We start from the raw sequence: 19,737 nt of genomic DNA, 5'->3' as shown, positions 1-19,737 counted from the left end.
GTAGTGTCCACCGTGCGCCCTGCAGTGCCTCCTCTTTACCGGGTGTATCGGGGAAGAGCGCAAAATGGATGTAGGTGTACAGCGGACACCTGTCACGCTGGTGCGCCTGCCACATTTGCTGCGCCACATGATGGTAGAATGCCCGCATCGCCTCGTCCCTTTCGATCTGCATCAGCACCTCGAGGTGATGGTAAACATGGTTGCAGTCGTCGAAGCTCTCTACCCCCAGCACGCGATCGGTATATCCGCGCACCCCATACTGCTTCGCCAGTCGCTCGTACGCTTCCAGAAACTTTGCTTTGCCGGTGAAATGGTGGGCGATACGCAGTGCGGAGAGTGCCATCACCACGTTGAGGCTGGGGGTGCGTCCGTCTGTAAATCCCAGAATGGTGTCGGAGAGGTTGCCGTGTTCATCGTACACGTTCATGTCGCGGTCGAGCCAGTATTCCACCAGCGCGTCGATGGTCTGGGCGCATTGCTTTTTCTCGTCTTCGTCCGCAACCAGCAGGGCATAGAGTGCGAAGGCGTGCGCCACACTGCTGTAGGTGTGGTGGCTGGGGCTGCCGCGCCAGCGGTACTCCTCGTAGGGCGGTACTCCCTGGTGCCAGAGGTGGGCACGGCGGGGGTTCAGACGTTCCTCGCGCGTCTCGCCTCTGCCTTTCACATAGCCTCGCGCCACGAAGCCGCGAATGCCCGAAATCTGGGTCAGGCTCAGCAAGCCGCGGTAGACCTGTCGACAATGCTCGCGCACGGCAGGGTCCTTCGTAAGCAGGTAGCGATGGATTTGCCCGGACAGGTAGTAGCACGTCCAGTTGACGCTGTGCGCCACGTCGGAGCCACCCTCGGTGGTGTGGTCGGCAGGTTGTCCCTCTGGCGGCACCTGGATCTGCGCGATATAAAGACCGTTCAACCAGTGCTTACGCAACACATCCTGCTCGAACCGCTCCGCCTTTTCCTTTAAGGGAAGACCCCACTCGCTTTGCGCGGCGGCTGCTGCCAGAAGCATCAGCAACACCCCCATAGCACAGAAAAGCCGCATGTTGCACCCTCCACGCGAGCTTATCGCTCTTACTCAGCTTCGCCTCTCATACTGGTAATCCTGCTATCCGCATTGCTACCAGAAGTTCGGCTCCCTCAGACGTTTACCAGCTGTGCTCTTTCCGAGTCTGTGGCACAACCCCTGTGAGAACCACCCGTGCAAGGAGCAGTCTATGAAAACTCACTGTTGCATGTGGCTCGCCGCAGCCATCGTCTGCGCGTTGAATATAACCGCATTTGCCCAGCTAACGCCTGCGGGCACGCAGATTCCCCTGCAGGCGCTGGCGACCTACATCGATTCCGGTGGAAACTCCTACAACACCGTCTCCAATACGGTCACGCTCACCGTAGCACAGGTAGCAGATGTACAAGTGACTCTCGCGGTGCAGGAGGCGACGCTGAACCCGGGAGGCTCTTACAACTTTCCGGTGACCGTGAAGAACACCGGCAACGGCGATGACTACTACCAGCTGAACACCGGTGCACTACCCGCCGGATGGTCGGTGGTTTTCATCGAGGACACCAACGGCAACGGTCAGCGCGACGCCGATGAGAACAATGTTATCAACCGCACACCCACGTTGCGAATGAACGATGAATACCGACTCTTTGTGACTGTGACCGCGCCACCTGACCCTGTAACCGGCAGCACCGTTCGGGAGCTTCCGTTCCGGGTGACTTCCAACTTCGACAACCAGAAGTATGCTCTCCACAGTGTGGCAGCGGACGTAGTGAACCCCTTCTCGCCACTGTGGACCGCCAGCGTGCCTGGCGGGGTATCGGGCGACGTGACCATCACGGGTGGAAAGGCGATTATTGGTTCCAGCACAGGGGAGCTGTACGCCTACTGGGTGAACGGGCAAAACGCGGGTACCACCGCATGGGAAACGCCCGTCAGTTTGGGTGCCGCCATGCCAGGGCGTGTCGCGGCGCGCGCCGGTGTGCTCTACGTGCCGACGGCGGACGGACGGGTGCAGCTGGTGGACCCCAACTCGGGCGCGGTGCACGGTACCCGCACCGTTGCCAGCGGGGTGAGTATCGTGGCATCGCCCGTAGTGCAGAACGGCATCCTGTTTGTACCCGCCCAGGATGGGCGCATCCGCTCGTACGACGCCAACGGTATGCTACTCGCCGTTTCCAGCCAGTGGGGCAGCCAGTTCTCCTCTACGCCTTCTGCGCCAGGAACCACGCACCTGTGGGCAGGTACAGGCGACGGATTCGTGGTGTGCTTCCGCTCCAGCGACCTGCAGGGCGTGTGGTCGGAGATGGTCTCTCCGGGTCAACCGATAACCAGTTCGCCGTGGATTGACATTCGCACAAACACCCTTTTCATCGGCGGGCAAAACGGCCTGTTCTACGCGATGAACGCCACGCCTGACCCCACAGTTCCGCATGTGCGCTGGATGTATGATGCGGGTGCGCCCATTGTGGGCAGTCCCTTCTTCGACTGGGTGGCACAGGTGGTCTATTTCGGCACCACGGATGGCAAGATACATGCTGTGCACGCCTCCGACGGCACCCCGAAGAGCGGCTATCCCATTCAGCCGCGCGACGCAGGCAGGTTTCTGGGGATGCCCATCGTGGTACGCAAACAGGGCAGCAACACGCCGTACATCTACATTGGCAGCGACAACGGCAAGTTCTATGCCATCAATGCCGACAACCCGCAGGAGTTTTACCTGTACGACGGCAGCAACAACGGAGAATCGTTTGTGCGCTCGCCCAGTATCTCCGGTCTGTCGGCGGAGGATGTAGTGGTGGCAGCATCAGCAAACGGCAAGGTTCTGGCGTTTCCGCTGAAGTAGGGAAGGCCGCTCGATTACCCAACAGACTGAAGGCGCACTCTAACAGGGTGCGCCTTCTCCTTATGCAGGCGCATAAACCATGAGGATGTCCGCCCATGCATCAGACCGTGGGCGATGTTGTTCTGGCGGTTCGGGACGCTGGTGTCCGCGCCTGTTTTCCGGTCCGCGGCTGCAGGCAGAGGCTTCCGGCGCTGCAGACATCGAAGGAAAATTATGATAGTATAATCGTAATTAGTATAATCGTGATTATACTAATGGGAGGAAGATAATGCGTCGCGCATTTTTGAATCGGCACCGTGAGCTGCACACTCTGGAAGAGGCGATACGCTCCCCACGGGCGGAAATGGTTATCTTGTACGGCAGGCGTGGAGTTGGCAAAAGTGCATTAATGCAGCACGCTCTGGAACAAACAGGGCGACGTTACATCTATTACCGCGCCACACGCCGGACACTGCCGCTCCAGATTGCCGCAATGCGTGATGCCGTTGCGCAGGTCTATCCCGAAGCATACGTCCCCGCGGTGTTCACATCCACGGAAGATTTTCTGGCTTATCTGGCGCATCTGGCTTCAGGGCAAAGTGAGCCGCTCCTCTTTGTGATTGACGAACTTCCATACCTTGTAGAAGCAGACCCTTCGCTGCTGAGCGTTCTTCAGCACTGGTGGGATACACATAAAAGCGTCCCACAGATCAAAGTATTCCTGTTGGGTTCTACCCTCGCCTTTATGGAGCGTCAGGTGCTGGATGCGGGTGCACCTCTCTATCACCGGCGTACGCGCTCGCTCAGGCTTGAACCGATGGACTACGCAGAGGCAGCGCTCTTCTTCCCCATGTACTCTCCTCAGCAGAAGATGGAAGCTTACGCCATTTTGGGAGGAATGCCTCTGTATCTCGAACAGTTTGACCCTGAGCAGGATATCGAGCAAAACGTCATCAGCACCGTGTTGCAAAGGCATACTTTCCTCTCGGAAGAGCCAGAGTGGCTGTTGCTGGAGGAATTTCGCCGTGACCTGCTGTACAGTTCCATTTTGCGAGCGGTAGCCGCAGGACACCGTCGCCCTTCGGACATCGCGAACGCTATCGGCAAGGGGTCTGCGCAGGATATCGCTGTGGCACTGGATAAACTGCAGCAGTTGGGTTTGATTGTCCGCGAAGTGCCGGTGACCGAGCGTTCTCTGCCCCGTTCGCGCCGCTCGCTATACTATCTGGCAGATGAGTATTTGCACTTCTGGTATCGGTTTGTCGACCCATATTCCAGCATGGTGGCACGGGGATTGGGGCGGCAGGTGTGGGAACAACACATCGCCCCGCTGCTCAGCCATTTCGTCTCCCGTCCCGCTTTTGAAAGAGCCTGCAGGCAGTATGTGTGGCGCGTCGTGGAAGCCGGCAAGTGGTCGCTTCCTCTCGTCGCCATTGGCGCATGGTGGGGAGCCGGTGGGCGGGAGATCGATGTGGTCGCGGTGGACGAGCAATATCGTCTGGTACTGGCAGGCTCCTGCAAGTGGACGTCTGACCCTGTGGACATCGCAGACTATGTGGCTCTTCAGAGAAACGTTCAGCTTGCTCAGGAGGAACTGCGCCCCCGCGAGAAACCGACCTTCGCGTTGTTCTCGCGTACGGGCTTCACGCCGCGACTGCAACAGCTGGCGCAAGCGGAAGGCGAAAGGCTTTTACTGGTGGACCTGAAGCAGATGTATGAGGTTAACAACTCCCATACAAGTTCGAGCTCAGACGAAACGTGGCTCCCCGGGCAGGACTCGAACCTGCGACCTAGTGGTTAACAGCCACCCGCTCTGCCGACTGAGCTACCGGGGAACCTGCGCTTAAGAATCTACCAGAACTTCCCGCGTTTGTCAAGGGGGTCGGCAATGCAAAAATGCCCCCTTTCCGTGCGGAAAGGGGGCACCGGATGCGGAAAGCTACGCACCTACTGCGCTCGCCACTCCGCCTGCGTCATGGGGAACGGCGCGGCGCCGGGCACGTTCTTGTTGTTGTCCCACAGCTGCCAGATGGTATCGCCCCAGGCCTTCAGCTTGCTAAAGAAGGGGTCAGTCTGCACAATGTACGCGCTGCGGGGCAGCGTCAATCTCCCCGTGCCCTTAATCTCGTCACGCAGGAACTCCACATACTCGCGGCTCGTCACCTGATAGAACAGGGTGATGACGATTCGGTTCGCGCCTGTTGGAACGGTGAGAGCCACCTCGTCGTAGCCTCCCGCATACTCGCTTGCCGTGAAGTAATCGGGGGCAGGGTTGCCACCCCACACCGGCTCGCACTGCCGTTTGATGGCTTCGGTGATATTGAAGCCTTTGGGCGGGATGCGGTTGTCCTTGTAGCGCCCGGTTGCCAGCGCGAAGTGGAAGGTCTTGGCTTCACCCGTGATGCTGCTGGTCGGATGCATCTCGTAGACCAGTTCGTCCACGTATCGCTCGTGGGGAGCCAGAGCTGGACTGTTGGGCGAATAGTTCCTGTCCAGTCCCTTGAGCGTGCCGACGGTGTAGTCGTACGGGTTGATTTCGTGGAGCAGCTGCCCGTCCCGATACACCTTGATGTTGACGAACATGCGCCTACCTTCGGGGAAGCCGGAGATGAGCTTGTGTCCCGTCTGGTTCTGCACGCGGAACGACAGGCTGCCGTTATCCGGGTTGTAGGACACCTGCTGGATGGATGCCGCAGCCTGAAGCATCGCCTTCGCGCGGTCAACCGCTCGCAGCAGGGTACTGGCGTTGAGTCCCAGACCCTGAGTGAGGTCCAGCGTCAAGACGGATGCGCCCTGTCTCAACAGTCGGGCGTTAGTGGCGTTGTAGTTAGGCGAGCCTTTCACCGTACTGGCGAGCAACCAGGGGACCCAGATGTTGCCTCCGGTGAGGTCGTGCAAAGGCACACCGCTGTATGGATGCTCCGCGCTGGGGCGATAGACGGCATTGGACTTATCGCCGCCCTTGCCGTAGACATCGCGCATGTGGCAGTCCTGGCACTTGGCGATGTTGTTGTTGGGGTACGAGGTCACGAAGCGGTCTGGTGCAAACGGTCCGATGCCGGGCGCACCACCTTGCTGTCCGTAAGCAGACGCCATGAACTCGGAGAAGGTGCGCTCCACATGGAAGTATGCAAAGGCCGACTGTGCCTCGGTGGGCAGTACCACGTTCTGCCCGGGTCGTGCTCCAGCATATGCCAGGTTTGCCAGCACCGGGTTGGACACGTCGTGGCAGGTGGAGCAGAAGTACTTGCTCTTGTGGTAGCGGCTGTAGAACATCTTGTGGCGAGCGGTCGCATCGGCGAAGGGTCCGCGCTTCTCCGTGCCGATGCTAATGAAGTACTGCCCAGACCCGTTCTCCGTGTAGTCGGTGCTGAACGGCTCGTTGTTCAGGTAGAACGGTGCGCCGCTGAACAGCTTGATTGCCTGTGCGCGCAAGCTGTCCTCCCGATAGGTAGCATCGGCGGCAGGTTGAGAGGGTGTTTTGGTGGCGATCGCCTCGTCCCAGTAGTAGCGCCAATCGCTGCCCTCGCGCGTGCCCGTGTAGGTGCCTTTGTAGAACGGGTCGTACATGCGATGGCACACATCACAGGACACGCCGTCGAAATCCGCACCCGTCATCAGCGAGCCGTTCGTCGGGTCGGAGCGTCCTTCCACCCAGCCCTGTGGCAGGTGGCATCGCAGGCAGATGTCGGTGGCGTTCGGGCGTCCGATTGCCCAGATGGAATCCTGCGCGGCAACCGTCAAACACGCCCAGAAGAGCGGGTCGCGTGCCGCCTGCGCCATCATGGAACCCTGCCAGTTGCTACCCGGCTCGACCGCAGGGTCATAGCCGGAGTGACAGTTCATGCAACGGGTAGGAGCTTCCAGACGCACACCTTCGGTCGGCTGAGTGCCGGGCATACGCACCAGAGGGTCGTCCTTGACGGGGAGTGGAGTCCAGCTGCTTTGCGCCAGCACCACCGTTAGCAGTAGCGGGAGACCGGTAAACAACGCAAACCTCACGGTTCGCATGACGATCGCCTCCTTCGTTTATCTGTTGAAGCTGCTGTAGTCTTCAATTTTATTTTAGCATCATTATCTAAGAGAGTCAACGGGTTTTGCAGGTTTTTTTTCAAAATAATCGCCGTCCAGCCCACGAGTCTGGGATACTGCCCAGCATCCCAGCCGGTTAGCAGGAAACCATGATGGCGACGCGAAGAAGTCTTCAGCATCGTGAAGTTACGGGAGGGGAAAGATGAGAACAAGGTGGCTGATGGCGTTGTTGCTGGCAGCATGTGCCCTATCGGTTTCAGCGCAAAAGGTGAAGATAGAGGGCAAGCTGGGTAAGGAGATACTGCTGTTCAACGGCAAGGACTTCTGCGGGTGGACGTATTTCCTCGCCGACCCGAACATGAAAATGGAGGATGTGTGGAGCATCGATGGCGACAGGGGTATCCTTATCTGCAAGGGTAGACCCGCCGGCTATATCCGCACGGTAGCCGACTTCACCAACTACATCCTGAAGCTGGAATGGAGATGGGCTCCGGAAGACAAAGGCGGGCGTAACAGCGGTGTGCTCCTGCGAATGCGCGGCGAGGATAAAATCTGGCCCAAATCCATTGAGGCGCAGCTGATGAGCGGGAGCGCAGGCGATTTCTGGTTGATTGACGGCGTGAAACTGGATACAGACCCCGCCCGCATCAACCGCGACGCGCCGACCAACCGCATCAAAGCGAAGATGGCGGAGAAGCCCATCGGCGAATGGAACGAGTACGAGATTATCGTGGACGGCGAGCGCGTGGTGCTGAAGGTCAACGGGCAGATTGTCAACGAGGGCACCGGGGCGGAAGTGGTGCCGGGTAAAATCTGCCTGCAATCCGAGGGGGCTGAGATACACTTCCGTAACATCCGGCTGATACCGATTCTAAAGTGATTCTTAAAATCACCCGGTTCTGTGCTGGCGGTACACGCCATTCCATGGGTTGACAGACCGCCTGGTGGATTATATAATGCGAACGTGCATCGTTTAAGCGCACAAGCAAAGGATACGGAGGAGTTGGAACATGAAACGCGCCTTTACGCTCATCGAGTTGCTGGTTGTTATCGCGATTATCGCGATACTGGCAGCCATTCTGTTCCCTGTGTTTGCCCGCGCACGGGAGCAAGCACGCAAGACCACCTGCCTGTCGAACCTGAAGCAGATTGGCACGGCGGCACTGATGTACGTGCAGGATTACGACGAAACCTTCCCTTGGCTGATGCAGGACGGACGCAATAACGACGACAACACTGGACTGAGCCGCGGAATGCCTAGCGGACCTCCCAACTGGTCGGTGGACCTGAACAACAAGCGCGGGCTGTTCATGGAGTACGCCTTCTACCCGTACATCAAGAACCATGGGCTGTTCTCCTGCCCCACGCTTGGCTCAGACCCTGTGCGGCTGGGTTCGGATGGGCTGCCATTGAACCAGTTCGGCTCGTACGGATACGCTTATGGCGGAGTGGGAATGGTTCCATCGCCGCGCATGACCCCTCTGGAGATGTTCGTACGCTTCCTGGGTCCGCTCCTGGGACCGCCCTACAATACCGGCAACCCACAGGATTACTACATCGCCGGGCAGCCGCTCTCTGTGGTAGGATCGCCTGCGAAGTCTATCATCGCCTTCTGCAACTCCTACGGTTATCACGAGGGCTACGGCGACTCGGACGTGGTGCCTGCGGTCTTCGGCGGCAACGGAAAGGAGGCAGTAGGCGCGACCTATGCGGTGATGGTGGACGGCCACGCCATGTACAAGAAGGGTAAGTTCCTCGACCTGGTACGCTTTGCGATGGAGCCACTGCGTCAGTAAGGAGGCAAGCATGAACAGGCAAATCAACCCGGTGCTGGCGATAATCATCATTGTGGTGTTTATCGCTATTGTAGGAGTAGTGATGTGGAATAACCTGCCGAAACCTGTGCCACCGGGTCAGGGGCGTAAACAGAGCGATTTGGACCTGAGCCGAGCCACCAAAGACCCGGCACAATTCCAGAAAGAGGTGCAGGAGCTGCTCGCACGCGACCGGGCGGAACGCGGAAACAAATAGACCCGCCGGAGGCGTATGGCGTAACGCTGTAGGGGCAGACCCCCGTGTCTGCCCCACCCGACAGGCGCAGGAAGGAGAGACCGAATGCTAACGAACAAGCGAATCACCTTTTGCCTGACCGCTGGTATCATCTTCTTCACCCTCAGCACCGCTTTCAGCCATGAAATCGGCAAACTGCGCAATCCCCAGATGCCCATTCCCGAACCGGGCACGGCGCAATGCGTGGTGGCAACCGCACGCGACCTGCCCGGCGGCGCGAAGGCGCAGGGCAAACCGGGTGACTACGTGCTGAGAAACCACGAAGCAACTTTCGTGGTGGCTGCGCCGCGCATGGCGGGCGGATACTCGCGCTACGGCGGACGTGTACTCGACGCGGTGCTGAATGAAGCCGGGCACGACGAAGACCTGCTGGGCGAAATCTTCCTTGCCACCGCCGACGAGAAAAGCCTTCTGAACCTGCGGGTACTGCGCGCGGTGAAGGCGGAGATACTCTCTGCCGGAGGCAAAGGCAAGCCCGCCCACCTGCGCGTGCACGCGGTGGACGACCGTTTCCCCATTGTAGACACCACCATCCGCATCCCCAGCAGCTCGCAGGGCTTGCAAGTCACCGTGGATTACATCCTGCACCCGGATACGCCCACGCTGGAAATCATCTGCACCCTGAACAACAGCAACCAGCAGGCAAAGGTGTATTCGCTCTTCTGGGGGCAGATTCTGGGTGATGGTCTGGTCAGCTATATCCCCCCATGGGGTAGCGTGGACTACGCTTTTCAGAAAGCGGCTGGTCCTCCCCTGTTGGGACTGGTGCAAACGCTGCCCGGTCCTATCCCTATGGTTGCAGCCGCAGGTTCACGGTTAGCATACGGCTTCATCATCCCACAGGAGGCGATTTCGCAGGTGATGAACGCCTCCAACATCTACCTGATGATGATAGGACGTCCGGTGAACCTTTCCGCCGGTCAGAAGGCGGAAATTCGAATGGCTCTGTCTGTCAGCGACGGGGATATGGAGCCGCTTCGCGCGGAGATGCGCCGCCTGCGCCAGCAGTCCGAAACGCTGTCCACCGTGCGCGGCAGAGTGGTGACCACCAATAACCGCCCTGTACCGGATGCGCGCGTGTACCTGGTTCAGCAAGGCGAAGGCGACGGGCAGATGCACACCGTCACCCGCACCGACAGCCGGGGTCGCTTCGAGGCGAAGGTACCGCCCGGTGAATACCGCGCCGTGGTGTTTGCCGATGGATATGCGCCCGCGAACGTAGCCTTGAAAGAGACGGTGGACATTGCGCTGCAGCCTCCAGCGCAACTGCAGATTGCCGTGCAGGATGATAAAGGCGCGTATCTACCCTGCGCACTGGTATTCGAGCGGCTATCCGGGTCGCTGCCCAACAATGAGCGCGTGCGCTATGGCGAGCAGGGTGACTACGGACGGTTCGACCGTGTCTATTACAGCCTCTCGGGCAACGAAACCATTCCCGTGGAACCGGGGCGATATCGCATCACCATCACGCGCGGGTTCGAGTATGAGATAGCACAACGCGAGATAGACCTGCATGCAGGCGCGAGAGCCGTGTGGCGGGCAACACTGGCGCGAACGGCGCAGATGCCGGGCTATCTCTCCGGCGACTTTCACGTGCACGCCCTCCCCTCCCCTGACTCGAGCGACCCGCTGGCAGACAAAGTGAGGGCGTACGTGGCGATGGGGGTGCAGATACTGACCGCTACCGACCACGATGTGCTGACCGATTACCAGCCGGCTATCCGTGCCCTGCGCGCCGAGCGGTGGATTACGTCGCTGGTGGGATGCGAAATCAGCCCGAACTTCGGTCTGGGACACTTTAACGCCTATCCTCAACGCTACGACCCCAACAAACCCAACGACGGCGCGATAGAGTGGTACGACCTCACTGCCGAGCAGATATTCGCTGCCGCGCGCGCCAATAACGACGGCGACACCATCGTGCAGGTCAACCATCCGCGAAGCCCCAGCATGGGCTATTTTAGCTGGGTGGGGCTGAACCCTGCGGAGGGTACCATAGCGCGTCCCGAAGAGTTCTCGCCCAACTTCGATGCAATTGAGGTCTACAACGGCGTGGACAGCAAACAGCTCGAGCAGACACTGCCCGACTGGTTCCACTTCCTGAACACAGGCAGACGCTACATCGCCATAGGCAATACCGACAGCCACAATGCCTATCGGCTGGAGCCCGGCTTCCCCCGCACCTACCTCTATTTTGGGCATGAGCAGGTTCGGCGCGTTACCCCCCAACAGGTCGTGCAGGCAATACGCAGTGGCAACGTGCTGGTATGCGGCGGACCGCTCATCGAGGTGAAGGCGCAGGGGAATCAGCCGATGGGTTCTACGGTGGTTGCGAACGAAGGTATCGTGCAGGTGCAGATACGGCTGGCGGCGCCGTCGTGGGTGCGGGTCAGCCGGGTCAAGGTGTACGTCAACGGGTCCGTGACTCAGGAACTACCCGTAGACCACCCACAGGGCAAGCCGTTGAACTGGCAGCAGACCCTGCAGCTGCGTGTGGACAGGGATTCGTGGCTGGTGGTACTGGCAGAGGGTGAGGGCTTCACCGCGTTGTATCCGGGTGTACGCCCCACGTCCTTCACCAATCCCATCTACATCGATGTGGATGGCAACGGGTGGCAGCCGCCAAGGTAGTTTACCCGCTTGCAGGAGTTTCTCCTTTTGTGCCAAAATAGATACTCGGCGAGCGTTGCACAGCGCCCGCCGAGGTGTTGTACTCTCGGGCGATAACTTTTCGCCTGTATCCCGGAGCGTCGGCAAACATCCGACGGGGAGGCAAAACAAAGGAGGAACAATCGTGAGGGCTGAGGCACCTGTCAAAAAGGCTCTGCCGAAATCTTTAACCCCACAGCGTTTGGTGGAATTGTACCGTAAGATGCTGCTTATCCGCCACTTCGAGGAACAATGCTCCCCCGCCTACCGACAGGGCAAAATGGGTGGATATATGCATGTGTATATCGGTCAGGAAGCGGTTGCTACCGGCTTTATTGCCCACATGCGTGATGACGACTATATGATTTGTTCCTATCGTGACCACGGACATGCCCTTGCAAGGGGCACTGACCCCCGCCCTGTGATGGCGGAACTGTTCGGACGCTACACAGGCGTAAGTAAGGGTAAAGGTGGCTCCATGCATCTGGTGGATGTGCAACGTGGCTTTCTGGGCGGATACGGTATCGTGGGTGGTATGGTGCCGCTGGCGGTCGGCGTGGGCTACGGCATACGCTACCGGGGTACAGACCAGGTGTGCCTCTGCTTCTTCGGCGACGGCGCAATGAACATTGGGCCGGTTCACGAGGCGTTAAACATGGCGGCGGTGTATAAGGTACCGGTGGTCTTCATCTGCGAGAACAACCGCTATGCCATGGCGACGCCCATAGAGTTCGCTTCGGCAGTACCTAATCTTGCCGAACGAGCCCGACAATACGGCATGCCCACCAAACAGATTGGGGGTATGGACCTGCTGGAGGTGTATCAGGAGGCAGAAGAGATTATCCACCACGTCCGCCACACGCCCGAGCCTTTCTTTGTGGAGGTGCTGACCTACCGTTTTGAAGGGCACGGCATCGCCGATAACCCCACCAATCAGGCACTATACCGCACAAAGGAGGAGGTAGAGTACTGGCGTCAACGCGACCCCATCGTGAGCACGGCACGCTTCCTGATAGAAAACGGTATTGCATCCGAGAGCGAATTGCTGGAGTGGGATAGCATCGCCAAACAGCAGGCGCTGGAAGCGGTTGCGTTCGCCGACGCCAGTCCTGAGCCGCCGCTGGAAGAGCTCTACCGCGACGTGTACACCGACATGGAGGTGCAGGAGTGGCGCTAATCACCTATCGTGAAGCCCTGCGACAGGCGCTGACCGAAGAGATGGAGCGCGACCCCAACGTGTTCCTGCTCGGCGAGGAAATTGGCAGGTATCAGGGCACGTTCCGTGTCACCGAAGGGTTGTTGCAGCGATTCGGCGGAATGCGCGTGGTGGATACGCCCATCTCCGAATCGGGCATTGCGGGCATGGCTATCGGCGCGGCGATGATCGGTCTGCGCCCTGTGGCGGAGTTCATGACCTTCAGCTTCGCGCTCATCGCGATAGACCAGATTGTGAACCATGCGGCTAAAATCCTGTATATGTTCGGCGGGCAAATCAGGGTGCCGCTGGTCTTTCGCGGACCGGCAGGCGGTGGAGCGCAGCTCTCTGCCCAGCACTCACACAGCCTCGAGTCATGGTACGCGCATATTCCGGGCTTGAAGGTGGTTACCCCAGCGACCCCTGCCGATGCGAAAGGGATGCTAAAAACCGCCATCCGCGACGATAACCCCGTTATCTTCATGGAGCACGCCAAACTCTACTCCACACGCGGAGAAGTGCCCGACGGCGAATACACCATCCCCTTCGGAAGTGCGGATGTCAAACGGAAAGGGCAGGACGTGACCATCATCACGTATTCCCAGCCGGTGCTGATGGCTCTGCACGCCGCCGACAAGTTGGCGGAAACGGAGGGCATCGAGTGCGAGGTGATTGATTTACGCTCCCTGCAGCCGCTGGATATGGATACGATACTGGCTTCCGTGCGCAAAACACACCGTGCGGTAGTGGTGCACGAGGACCATCGCAACGCGGGGTTCGGCGCGGAGATTGCGGCGCGTATTCAGGAGTTTGCCTTCGATGATCTGGATGCTCCCGTACTCCGCGTGGCGGGGGCGGACGTGCCGATTCCCTACGCGCGCAATCTGGAGCGAGCGGCATTCCCCAGTGAGGAAGACATTATTCGAGCGGTAAAGCGTGTACTGGTTTAAGGAGGAGGACTGATGGCACAGGTAATCATGCCCAAGATGGGCGACGGGATGACCGAGGGAACCATCCTGCGCTGGCTGAAAAAAGAGGGCGACACCGTAGAGATCGGCGACATCATCGCAGAGGTGGAGACGGACAAAGCCAGTGTGGAGCTGCCTGCCGAGGCGTCTGGCAAACTGGCGAATATTCTGGCGAAGGAAGGCGACACGGTGCCGGTAGGCACGGTGATTGCGGAGATTCTGGGCGAGGGCGAGCAGCCCCAGGTCACCACACCCGCCGAGCCAGCGGTTGCCGCCGAGGAGCCTGCTGCACCCCGCGGGGAGATTGCCGTCTCCGAGCCAGAGGTCAGCCCCACCGAAGCACCGGCGCGGGAGCGTGTTAAAGCTTCGCCACTGGCGCGACGTATCGCCGAAGAGGCTGGCATCGACCTGGCGATGGTCAGGGGTACCGGTCCAGGTGGGCGCATTGTGGAGCGCGATGTGCAGCAGTTCATTGCTGCACGTCAGGCTGCCCCGCGCGTGCCTGTTGCAGAGCCTTCGCCCGCTGTGTCTCCTCCTGAAGCCGCCGCGCTCACCGGGGGTGAGCCGCTCAGCCGAATGCGCCGGCTTATTGCGGAACGCACCACGCTGACCAAGCAAACAGTGCCGCATTTCTACGTCACCATGGACATCGACATGACGGAGGTGATGGCTCTGCGCGAGCGGCTGAACGCGGCGCTACCGGAAGACGCCCCCAAAATCTCGGTCAACGATTTGGTCACCAAAGCGTGTGCACTCGCTCTGGCACGCTACCCCCAGGTGAACGCGCTCTACCAGCACGATCGCGTCTATCCCAGCAGCGAGGTGCATATCGGCATCATGGTCGCGGTACCAGGCGGTCTTCTCGCGCCGGTGCTGCGACACTGTGAGCGCAAAACGCTCCGCCAGATTGCCGCGGAGACACGCCAGCTTGTCGAAAAAGCACGCTCCGGACGCCTGGCATCCGACGAGTACACCGGCGCAACCTTCAGTATCTCCAATCTCGGCATGTACGGGGTGGACGAGTTTATCGCCATCATCAACCCGCCGGCGGTAGCTATTCTGGCAGTAGGGGCAGTGCAAAAGCAACCAGTTGCCCTGGACGACGACACGGTCGCGGTGCGTCCGCGCATGAAAGTCACTCTCTCGGCAGACCATCGTGCGCTGGACGGTGCGGTCGCCGCCGAGTTCCTGCGTGAGCTCAAGCGGATTCTGGAAAACCCTTATACCATGATAGAGTAGCGCAATCCCATGCATAGGCGCGCTCCGTTGCGACCGCCACCAGAGGGCAAGTGCTCTCGATGGAAATCATGGGCTAGAGTGAGGTGTGGACGGCTGACACCTGCGGTTGTGTATTTCTCTCCGGAACCCTTGACAGGTATATCAATTTCAGTATATAATCTGTATAGCATTTTGGGGGAGGAAGGAACATGACGCGCGGACTAACACCGAAGCAGGAGATGATTCTCCGCTTCATCCTGCACTACACCCGTGAAAACGGCTACCCGCCCACTATTCGCGAAATCGGAAACCAGTTTGGTATCTCCAGCTTGCGTGGGGTGACCGTGCATCTGGACGCCCTGCAGCGGAAGGGCTACATTGCGCGGGAACACAAAAGCCGCAGTATCCGTATCATACACCCTGAGTTCGTGCAACATCTGGAAAGCTCGCCCGATGTGGCGATGCTACCGCTGGTGGGAACCATTGCAGCGGGCACGCCGGTGCTGGCATCCCAGAACATCGAGGCGCTGGTTCCGGTGCCGCGGGAGATGGTGCATAACATTGAGGGCGCATTCCTGTTGAGGGTTCGGGGCGACTCGATGGTGGGAGAACACATCCTGCCTCGCGACCTGGTGATTATCAAGCCACAAAGCACCGCCGAGAACGGCGAGCTGGTGGCGGTGTTGATCGGTGACGAAGCCACTATCAAGCGCATCCAGTACGACAACGGCAAAGTGCGCCTGTTGCCAGCAAACCCGGCGTACGAGCCGATTGAAGTGCGCCCCGAAGAGACCCGCGTCATCGGCAAGGTGATAGGGCTGTTGCGCTCGTATGACAGAGGATTGGCTTACTGAGCGAAGGCGCGACCTTGCAAAGGTTTCACAGGCCACCAGGCAGGAACCTCCTCCCGCAACGCCGTAAGGTGTTGTAGAAACCACAGTGGAAACAGGAGGCTTTTGCAACGATGTGGTGCAGAACGGTGGTCGTTTCGCTTCTTGTGGTGGCGATGACGGGAGTGTGCCTGGCGCAGGAAAAGCCTGCCAAGCCACCGCGGGGAGCTATCGTGTTATTTGACGGGAAAGACCTGTCCAGGTGGGTGTCGCGAGATGGCAGATCGCCCGCCCGATGGGAAATTACTCAGGACGGAGCGATGCAGGTGAAGTCGGGCACGGGCGACATCATGACTCGTGACGAGTTCGGCAGCTTCCAGCTGCATATCGAGTTCAACATCCCCCCCATGCCCCAGGCCAGCGGGCAGGGACGAGGCAACAGCGGCGTGTACCTGCACGGTTTGTACGAGATACAGGTGCTCGATTCTTACCAGAACGAAACCTACGGCAAGGGAGGCTGTGCCGCCATCTACGGCATCAAAGACCCCGACAAGAACATGGCGAAGCCGCCAGGGCAGTGGCAAACCTACGACATCACCTTCATCGCGCCGAAGTTCGACGATGCCGGTAACGTGATTGCCAACCCGCGCGTCACCGTGCGGTGGAACGGCGTGCTGGTACATGATAACGTGGAGATACCACGCATCACTGCGGGCGGTATCGGTGACAGGATGCGCAAAACCGGACCCATCCTGCTGCAGGATCACGGCAACCCTGTCCAGTACCGCAACATCTGGATACGACCCTTGAAGGATTAGCATGAGTCTGTCTCCTTCCAAACTGGTGATTGCGCATCGGGGCGCCAGTGCGTACCTGCCGGAACACACACTGGCGGCGTACGCCCTGGCGCTCGGTCAGGGGGCTGACGGTATCGAAACCGACGTCGTGCTCAGCGCAGACGGAGTGCCCATCTGTCTGCATGACCTCTGGCTGGAAACAACCACCGATGTCGCCGAGCACTACGATGGACGGTCGCGCTCGGACGGGCACTATTACGCGCTCGAGTTCACCTCCGAGCAAATCGCACAGTTGCGCGCTTTCGGACGGGTCAGCCATGCAGAGCGCACCGAGCTTCCCCGAATGCACGTCGTGACTCTGGAAGACCTCCTGCGGCTTCGGCAGCACCTGCACCGCACCACAGGCAAGCGATTCACGCTCCTGGTGGAAATGAAGGCGCCGCAGTTTCACCGCGAACAGGGTAAGCCGCTTGAGGAACCTGTATTGCAGGTGCTGGAACACTACGGGTGCGCCACCCCCGAAAGTGGAGTCATCGTGCAGAGTTTCGACGCCCATAGCCTGCAGCGCCTGCGCCATGAGCTGCGCACCAGCCTGCCCATCTACCAGCTGACGGGACACATGCTGACGCGGGAACAGGTCGACGAGGTGGCTTCCTACGCGGATGGTATCTCCGCCCAGCGATGGCTGATTGAGGACGCAGAGGGCAACCCTGTTGACGGAGGGCGTCTGGTTGCGGATTGTCATGAAAGGGGGTTAAGTCTCTTCGTCTGGACGATGGGTCAGGACGAGGAAGCTGTCCGGCGCATGTTCTGGCGATACGGCGTGGACGGCGTGATTACCGACAACCCCGACGTGGCAGTACGTGCCCGCTCCGCAGGGCTCACCACAGAGAACGCAGAGAAAGGAACCCCGCCGTGAACCCCGTGTCCTCTGTGGTGAGCTCTTTACAGACGCGAGAGCCGAATCGCAATGTCCCGCTCAATGGTGGGCAGTTCTAACCTCAACCCGGATTGGCTTGCAGTCAGCGTTTGCGTGGACAGCGGCTTGCCCTCATAGGTGTCCCAAATCTGCACACGGTAACGCCCGGGCGTCCAGTCAGCGATATGCAGGATGGTGGGCGGCACGGCTGCAGGCGGACGTTTCACCACGTTGACCTGGTACCACGTATACTGCGCGTGCTCGATGTAGAGCAGCGAAGTCTTCTTGCCGTGCAAACCGAACAGGCGCAGCGGTGGCTCGGTTTGTTTCACCGCCCGCTCCAGCACGTAGGAAACGAACATCCAGTCGTTACCGATGTTTTCCACCTTCACCGTCTGCTTACCAGCTGGTATCTCCACGCTGTATTCGCCGTTGTACTGGGTGAGGGTGTCTGTCTTTTCGGTATCGTCGGGGTCGGGCATGTCTTTGTCCAGCACGCGCACGCCATTGCGCTCCACAATGAGATGCGCCCCACCATGCCCCGAGACACCCGTCACGGAGATGCGCAGGCGTGTGGGATGGGGCAGGTCGGTTTCGAATGTGAGCGGGTTGTGCTTGTCGCGATGGTTGCGCAGACCATGCAGCAGCCCGGCGACCTGCTCTCGAATGGTCACTTTTCCTTCGGCATCTATCCGCACGGTGGTCGGGCGGTTGGAGGGATGCGGTTCCCACGAGGTGGGTCCCTGCAGCGTCAGGTCGTTGTAAACGGGCGATTCGGCGGGCTGCTTCAGGGTGAAAGTGGCTTTTTGCACCCGGCGGAAGCCCTCTTTGGGGAAGTTCACCCCCTGAATGAATCGGCTCAGCGCGGCAAAGTGGGAGTACAGGTTGTTGGGATGGATATGGTTATCCCACCACCACAGCATGGCGGTGCCTGCCGCGCCGTCCATGAGCGTGCTCCAGATGCCGCTGTGCAGGGCGACTCCGGTGGGGTCCACACGCGGGTCTTCGCCCATCGCGCCCGCGCCGAACTCCGCCACGTAATGGGGCTTGCCATACGCCTCCTTCTTTCGGTGAAAGAAGGTGAGCGCTGCTGAAACATCGCGGGAGCCGTAGTTGTGGGTGGTCGTATAGTCGATGATGGGCAAGCGGTCAATCACCTCGCGCCCGTTCGAGTCGGCGAAGCTGGTGGTGATGAGGTGCTTCCATGGGTCCAGACGGCGCAGGTAATCACCCATGTCACGGTGCCAGCGGGTGATGAGGTCTAATTTGTAGGCGTCCGGGCCCACGATATCCACCTCGTTCCAGAACTGCCAGCTCAGCACATTCGTGCACCAGCCATACCGCGCTACCAGATAGCGCAGTTTGTTGCGGTAAGCGCGAAGCATCTCGGGGTGCGTCCAGAACTCTATCGGCTCCTTCAGAGGGCCTCCGTTGGCAGCGTTATGCGGCGTCTCTTCCCAGTAGGGGAAGCCCCCGTACTGGCGTTTGCGCAACTCATTGAAGCTGTCGAAACATATCATCACGTACATCCCCAGCCGGCGGGCCAGATTCAGCACGTAATCCAGCCTCCAGGCGTTAGCGAGGTCTATCTTGCCCACACCATAGCATTCACGCGGCTCACCGGTTCGTTCCAGCCCAAAGGTTACCCATGACGGACCGAGCCACACCCGAAAATAGTTGCCTCCCGCCTGCGCGTAGCGGGGTAGCCAGTCGTCGTAGTCGAACGTGCCGCGGCTTCCACCCCAGCACACGTTCGCACCAATGGGGATGTAGGGCTGACCGTTGTCGAAGACAAAGTATCGCCTGTCGTCTTTGCTGAGGCGCACGAAGCCCGCCCGTTGCGAGGCAACACACTGAAACGCAATGGGCTGAGAGCGCACCGTCTTGCCCGTGCGGTCGCGCACCGTAACCACCAGCTGGTACTTGCCTACTTGAGCAGGCGCGAAACGGATGCGCCAGTCAGGTTCTCCGGCTGGAGCCATGCGCTCATCGCGGCCATCCAGCCGACGGGTATACGCGCGGTAGTAAAAGCCGGGTACCTGCACTGTCGTCCCCGCAGGAGTGCGGAACACACCGTCCACCGCAATCTCTTCGGGGTCAAAAGCGTTATCATAGGTCGCCTGCAGGTTCAGGCGGAACTCGATCAGTTCGTAGCGCGGCACCTGCGTGCGGCTCGGTTGCACCGACAGCAGGCGCAGCGGGCGGTCGTCGGAGATGGGCGGCTGCAACTGCTGCAT

General features: G+C 59.7%; 16 protein-coding genes and 1 tRNA gene. 12 read left to right on the top strand and 5 right to left on the bottom strand.

Annotated features, from left to right (window positions below):
* A partial coding sequence (locus K6U75_08065) for a hypothetical protein (protein ID MCL6474990.1) occupies positions 1 to 1,039 on the bottom strand: 1,039 nt, incomplete at its 3' end.
* A gap of 172 nt (positions 1,040 to 1,211) precedes the next feature.
* Between K6U75_08065 and K6U75_08060 the strand changes: the two genes are divergently transcribed.
* Positions 1,212 to 2,843, top strand: a complete 1,632-nt coding sequence (locus tag K6U75_08060) for a PQQ-binding-like beta-propeller repeat protein (GenBank protein ID MCL6474989.1) — start codon at positions 1,212 to 1,214, stop codon at positions 2,841 to 2,843.
* 385 nt (positions 2,844 to 3,228) lie between these two features.
* Here K6U75_08060 and K6U75_08055 read toward each other — a convergent pair whose 3' ends face one another.
* The gene (locus K6U75_08055; protein ID MCL6474988.1) at positions 3,229 to 3,405 is read right to left on the bottom strand and encodes a hypothetical protein; all 177 of its coding nucleotides are present in this window, start codon (positions 3,403 to 3,405) and stop codon (positions 3,229 to 3,231) included.
* Between the two features lie 234 nt (positions 3,406 to 3,639).
* Here K6U75_08055 and K6U75_08050 point away from each other — a divergent pair, with 234 nt between their 5' ends.
* Positions 3,640 to 4,623, top strand: coding sequence for a hypothetical protein (locus K6U75_08050; GenBank protein ID MCL6474987.1), 984 nt, complete (start codon positions 3,640 to 3,642; stop codon positions 4,621 to 4,623).
* On the opposite strand, the gene K6U75_08045 is transcribed toward K6U75_08050, so the two are convergent.
* Positions 4,582 to 4,657: transfer RNA gene (locus tag K6U75_08045), tRNA-Asn, on the bottom strand. The two genes, K6U75_08050 and K6U75_08045, sit on opposite strands and share 42 nt — an antisense overlap.
* 112 nt (positions 4,658 to 4,769) lie before the next feature.
* Positions 4,770 to 6,833 carry a cytochrome c family protein gene (locus K6U75_08040; GenBank protein ID MCL6474986.1) on the bottom strand — a complete coding sequence of 688 codons (2,064 nt, stop codon included), beginning with the start codon at positions 6,831 to 6,833 and terminating at the stop codon, positions 4,770 to 4,772.
* A gap of 223 nt (positions 6,834 to 7,056) precedes the next feature.
* On the opposite strand from K6U75_08040, the gene K6U75_08035 reads away from it, so the two are divergent.
* The 10 genes from K6U75_08035 to K6U75_07990 all read left to right on the top strand — a co-directional run bounded on the left by K6U75_08035 (position 7,057) and on the right by K6U75_07990 (position 17,500).
* Positions 7,057 to 7,734, top strand: coding sequence for a DUF1080 domain-containing protein (locus K6U75_08035; GenBank protein MCL6474985.1), 678 nt, complete (start codon positions 7,057 to 7,059; stop codon positions 7,732 to 7,734).
* A gap of 130 nt (positions 7,735 to 7,864) precedes the next feature.
* Positions 7,865 to 8,650: a DUF1559 domain-containing protein gene (locus K6U75_08030; GenBank protein ID MCL6474984.1), complete on the top strand. Its 786-nt coding sequence runs from the start codon at positions 7,865 to 7,867 to the stop codon at positions 8,648 to 8,650.
* A gap of 10 nt (positions 8,651 to 8,660) precedes the next feature.
* Positions 8,661 to 8,885 (top strand): hypothetical protein, encoded by a 225-nt coding sequence (locus tag K6U75_08025; protein ID MCL6474983.1) that lies wholly within the window; start codon positions 8,661 to 8,663, stop codon positions 8,883 to 8,885.
* A gap of 84 nt (positions 8,886 to 8,969) precedes the next feature.
* Positions 8,970 to 11,555: a CehA/McbA family metallohydrolase gene (locus tag K6U75_08020; protein ID MCL6474982.1), complete on the top strand. Its 2,586-nt coding sequence runs from the start codon at positions 8,970 to 8,972 to the stop codon at positions 11,553 to 11,555.
* On the top strand, positions 11,527 to 12,750 hold the full coding sequence (gene pdhA, locus K6U75_08015) for a pyruvate dehydrogenase (acetyl-transferring) E1 component subunit alpha (GenBank protein ID MCL6474981.1): 1,224 nt from the start codon (positions 11,527 to 11,529) through the stop codon (positions 12,748 to 12,750). Before K6U75_08020 ends, pdhA begins: the two co-directional genes overlap by 29 nt.
* Positions 12,741 to 13,718, top strand: a complete 978-nt coding sequence (locus tag K6U75_08010; GenBank protein ID MCL6474980.1) for a pyruvate dehydrogenase complex E1 component subunit beta — start codon at positions 12,741 to 12,743, stop codon at positions 13,716 to 13,718. The genes pdhA and K6U75_08010 overlap by 10 nt, the downstream gene beginning before the upstream one ends.
* Positions 13,719 to 13,730: 12 nt before the next feature.
* A complete protein-coding gene (locus K6U75_08005) occupies positions 13,731 to 14,975 on the top strand; it encodes a 2-oxo acid dehydrogenase subunit E2 (protein MCL6474979.1) in 1,245 nt (414 codons plus the stop codon).
* A 188-nt stretch (positions 14,976 to 15,163) separates the two neighbouring features.
* A complete protein-coding gene (gene lexA, locus K6U75_08000; protein ID MCL6474978.1) occupies positions 15,164 to 15,808 on the top strand; it encodes a transcriptional repressor LexA in 645 nt (214 codons plus the stop codon).
* Positions 15,809 to 15,960: 152 nt separating this feature from the next.
* Entirely contained in the window at positions 15,961 to 16,602 is a 642-nt protein-coding gene (locus tag K6U75_07995; GenBank protein MCL6474977.1) for a DUF1080 domain-containing protein, read from the top strand.
* A 1-nt stretch (position 16,603) separates the two neighbouring features.
* Complete coding sequence (locus K6U75_07990) at positions 16,604 to 17,500, top strand: glycerophosphodiester phosphodiesterase (protein MCL6474976.1); 897 nt, start codon at positions 16,604 to 16,606, stop codon at positions 17,498 to 17,500.
* A gap of 26 nt (positions 17,501 to 17,526) precedes the next feature.
* Here K6U75_07990 and K6U75_07985 read toward each other — a convergent pair whose 3' ends face one another.
* Positions 17,527 to 19,737: a DUF5060 domain-containing protein gene (locus K6U75_07985; protein ID MCL6474975.1), complete on the bottom strand. Its 2,211-nt coding sequence runs from the start codon at positions 19,735 to 19,737 to the stop codon at positions 17,527 to 17,529.

The organism is Bacillota bacterium, assembly GCA_023511455.1.
Classification (GTDB): domain Bacteria; phylum Armatimonadota; class HRBIN16; order HRBIN16; family HRBIN16; genus HRBIN16.
Note: the sequence above shows the minus strand (reverse complement) of the source record. Positions and strands in the feature narration are given on the sequence as shown.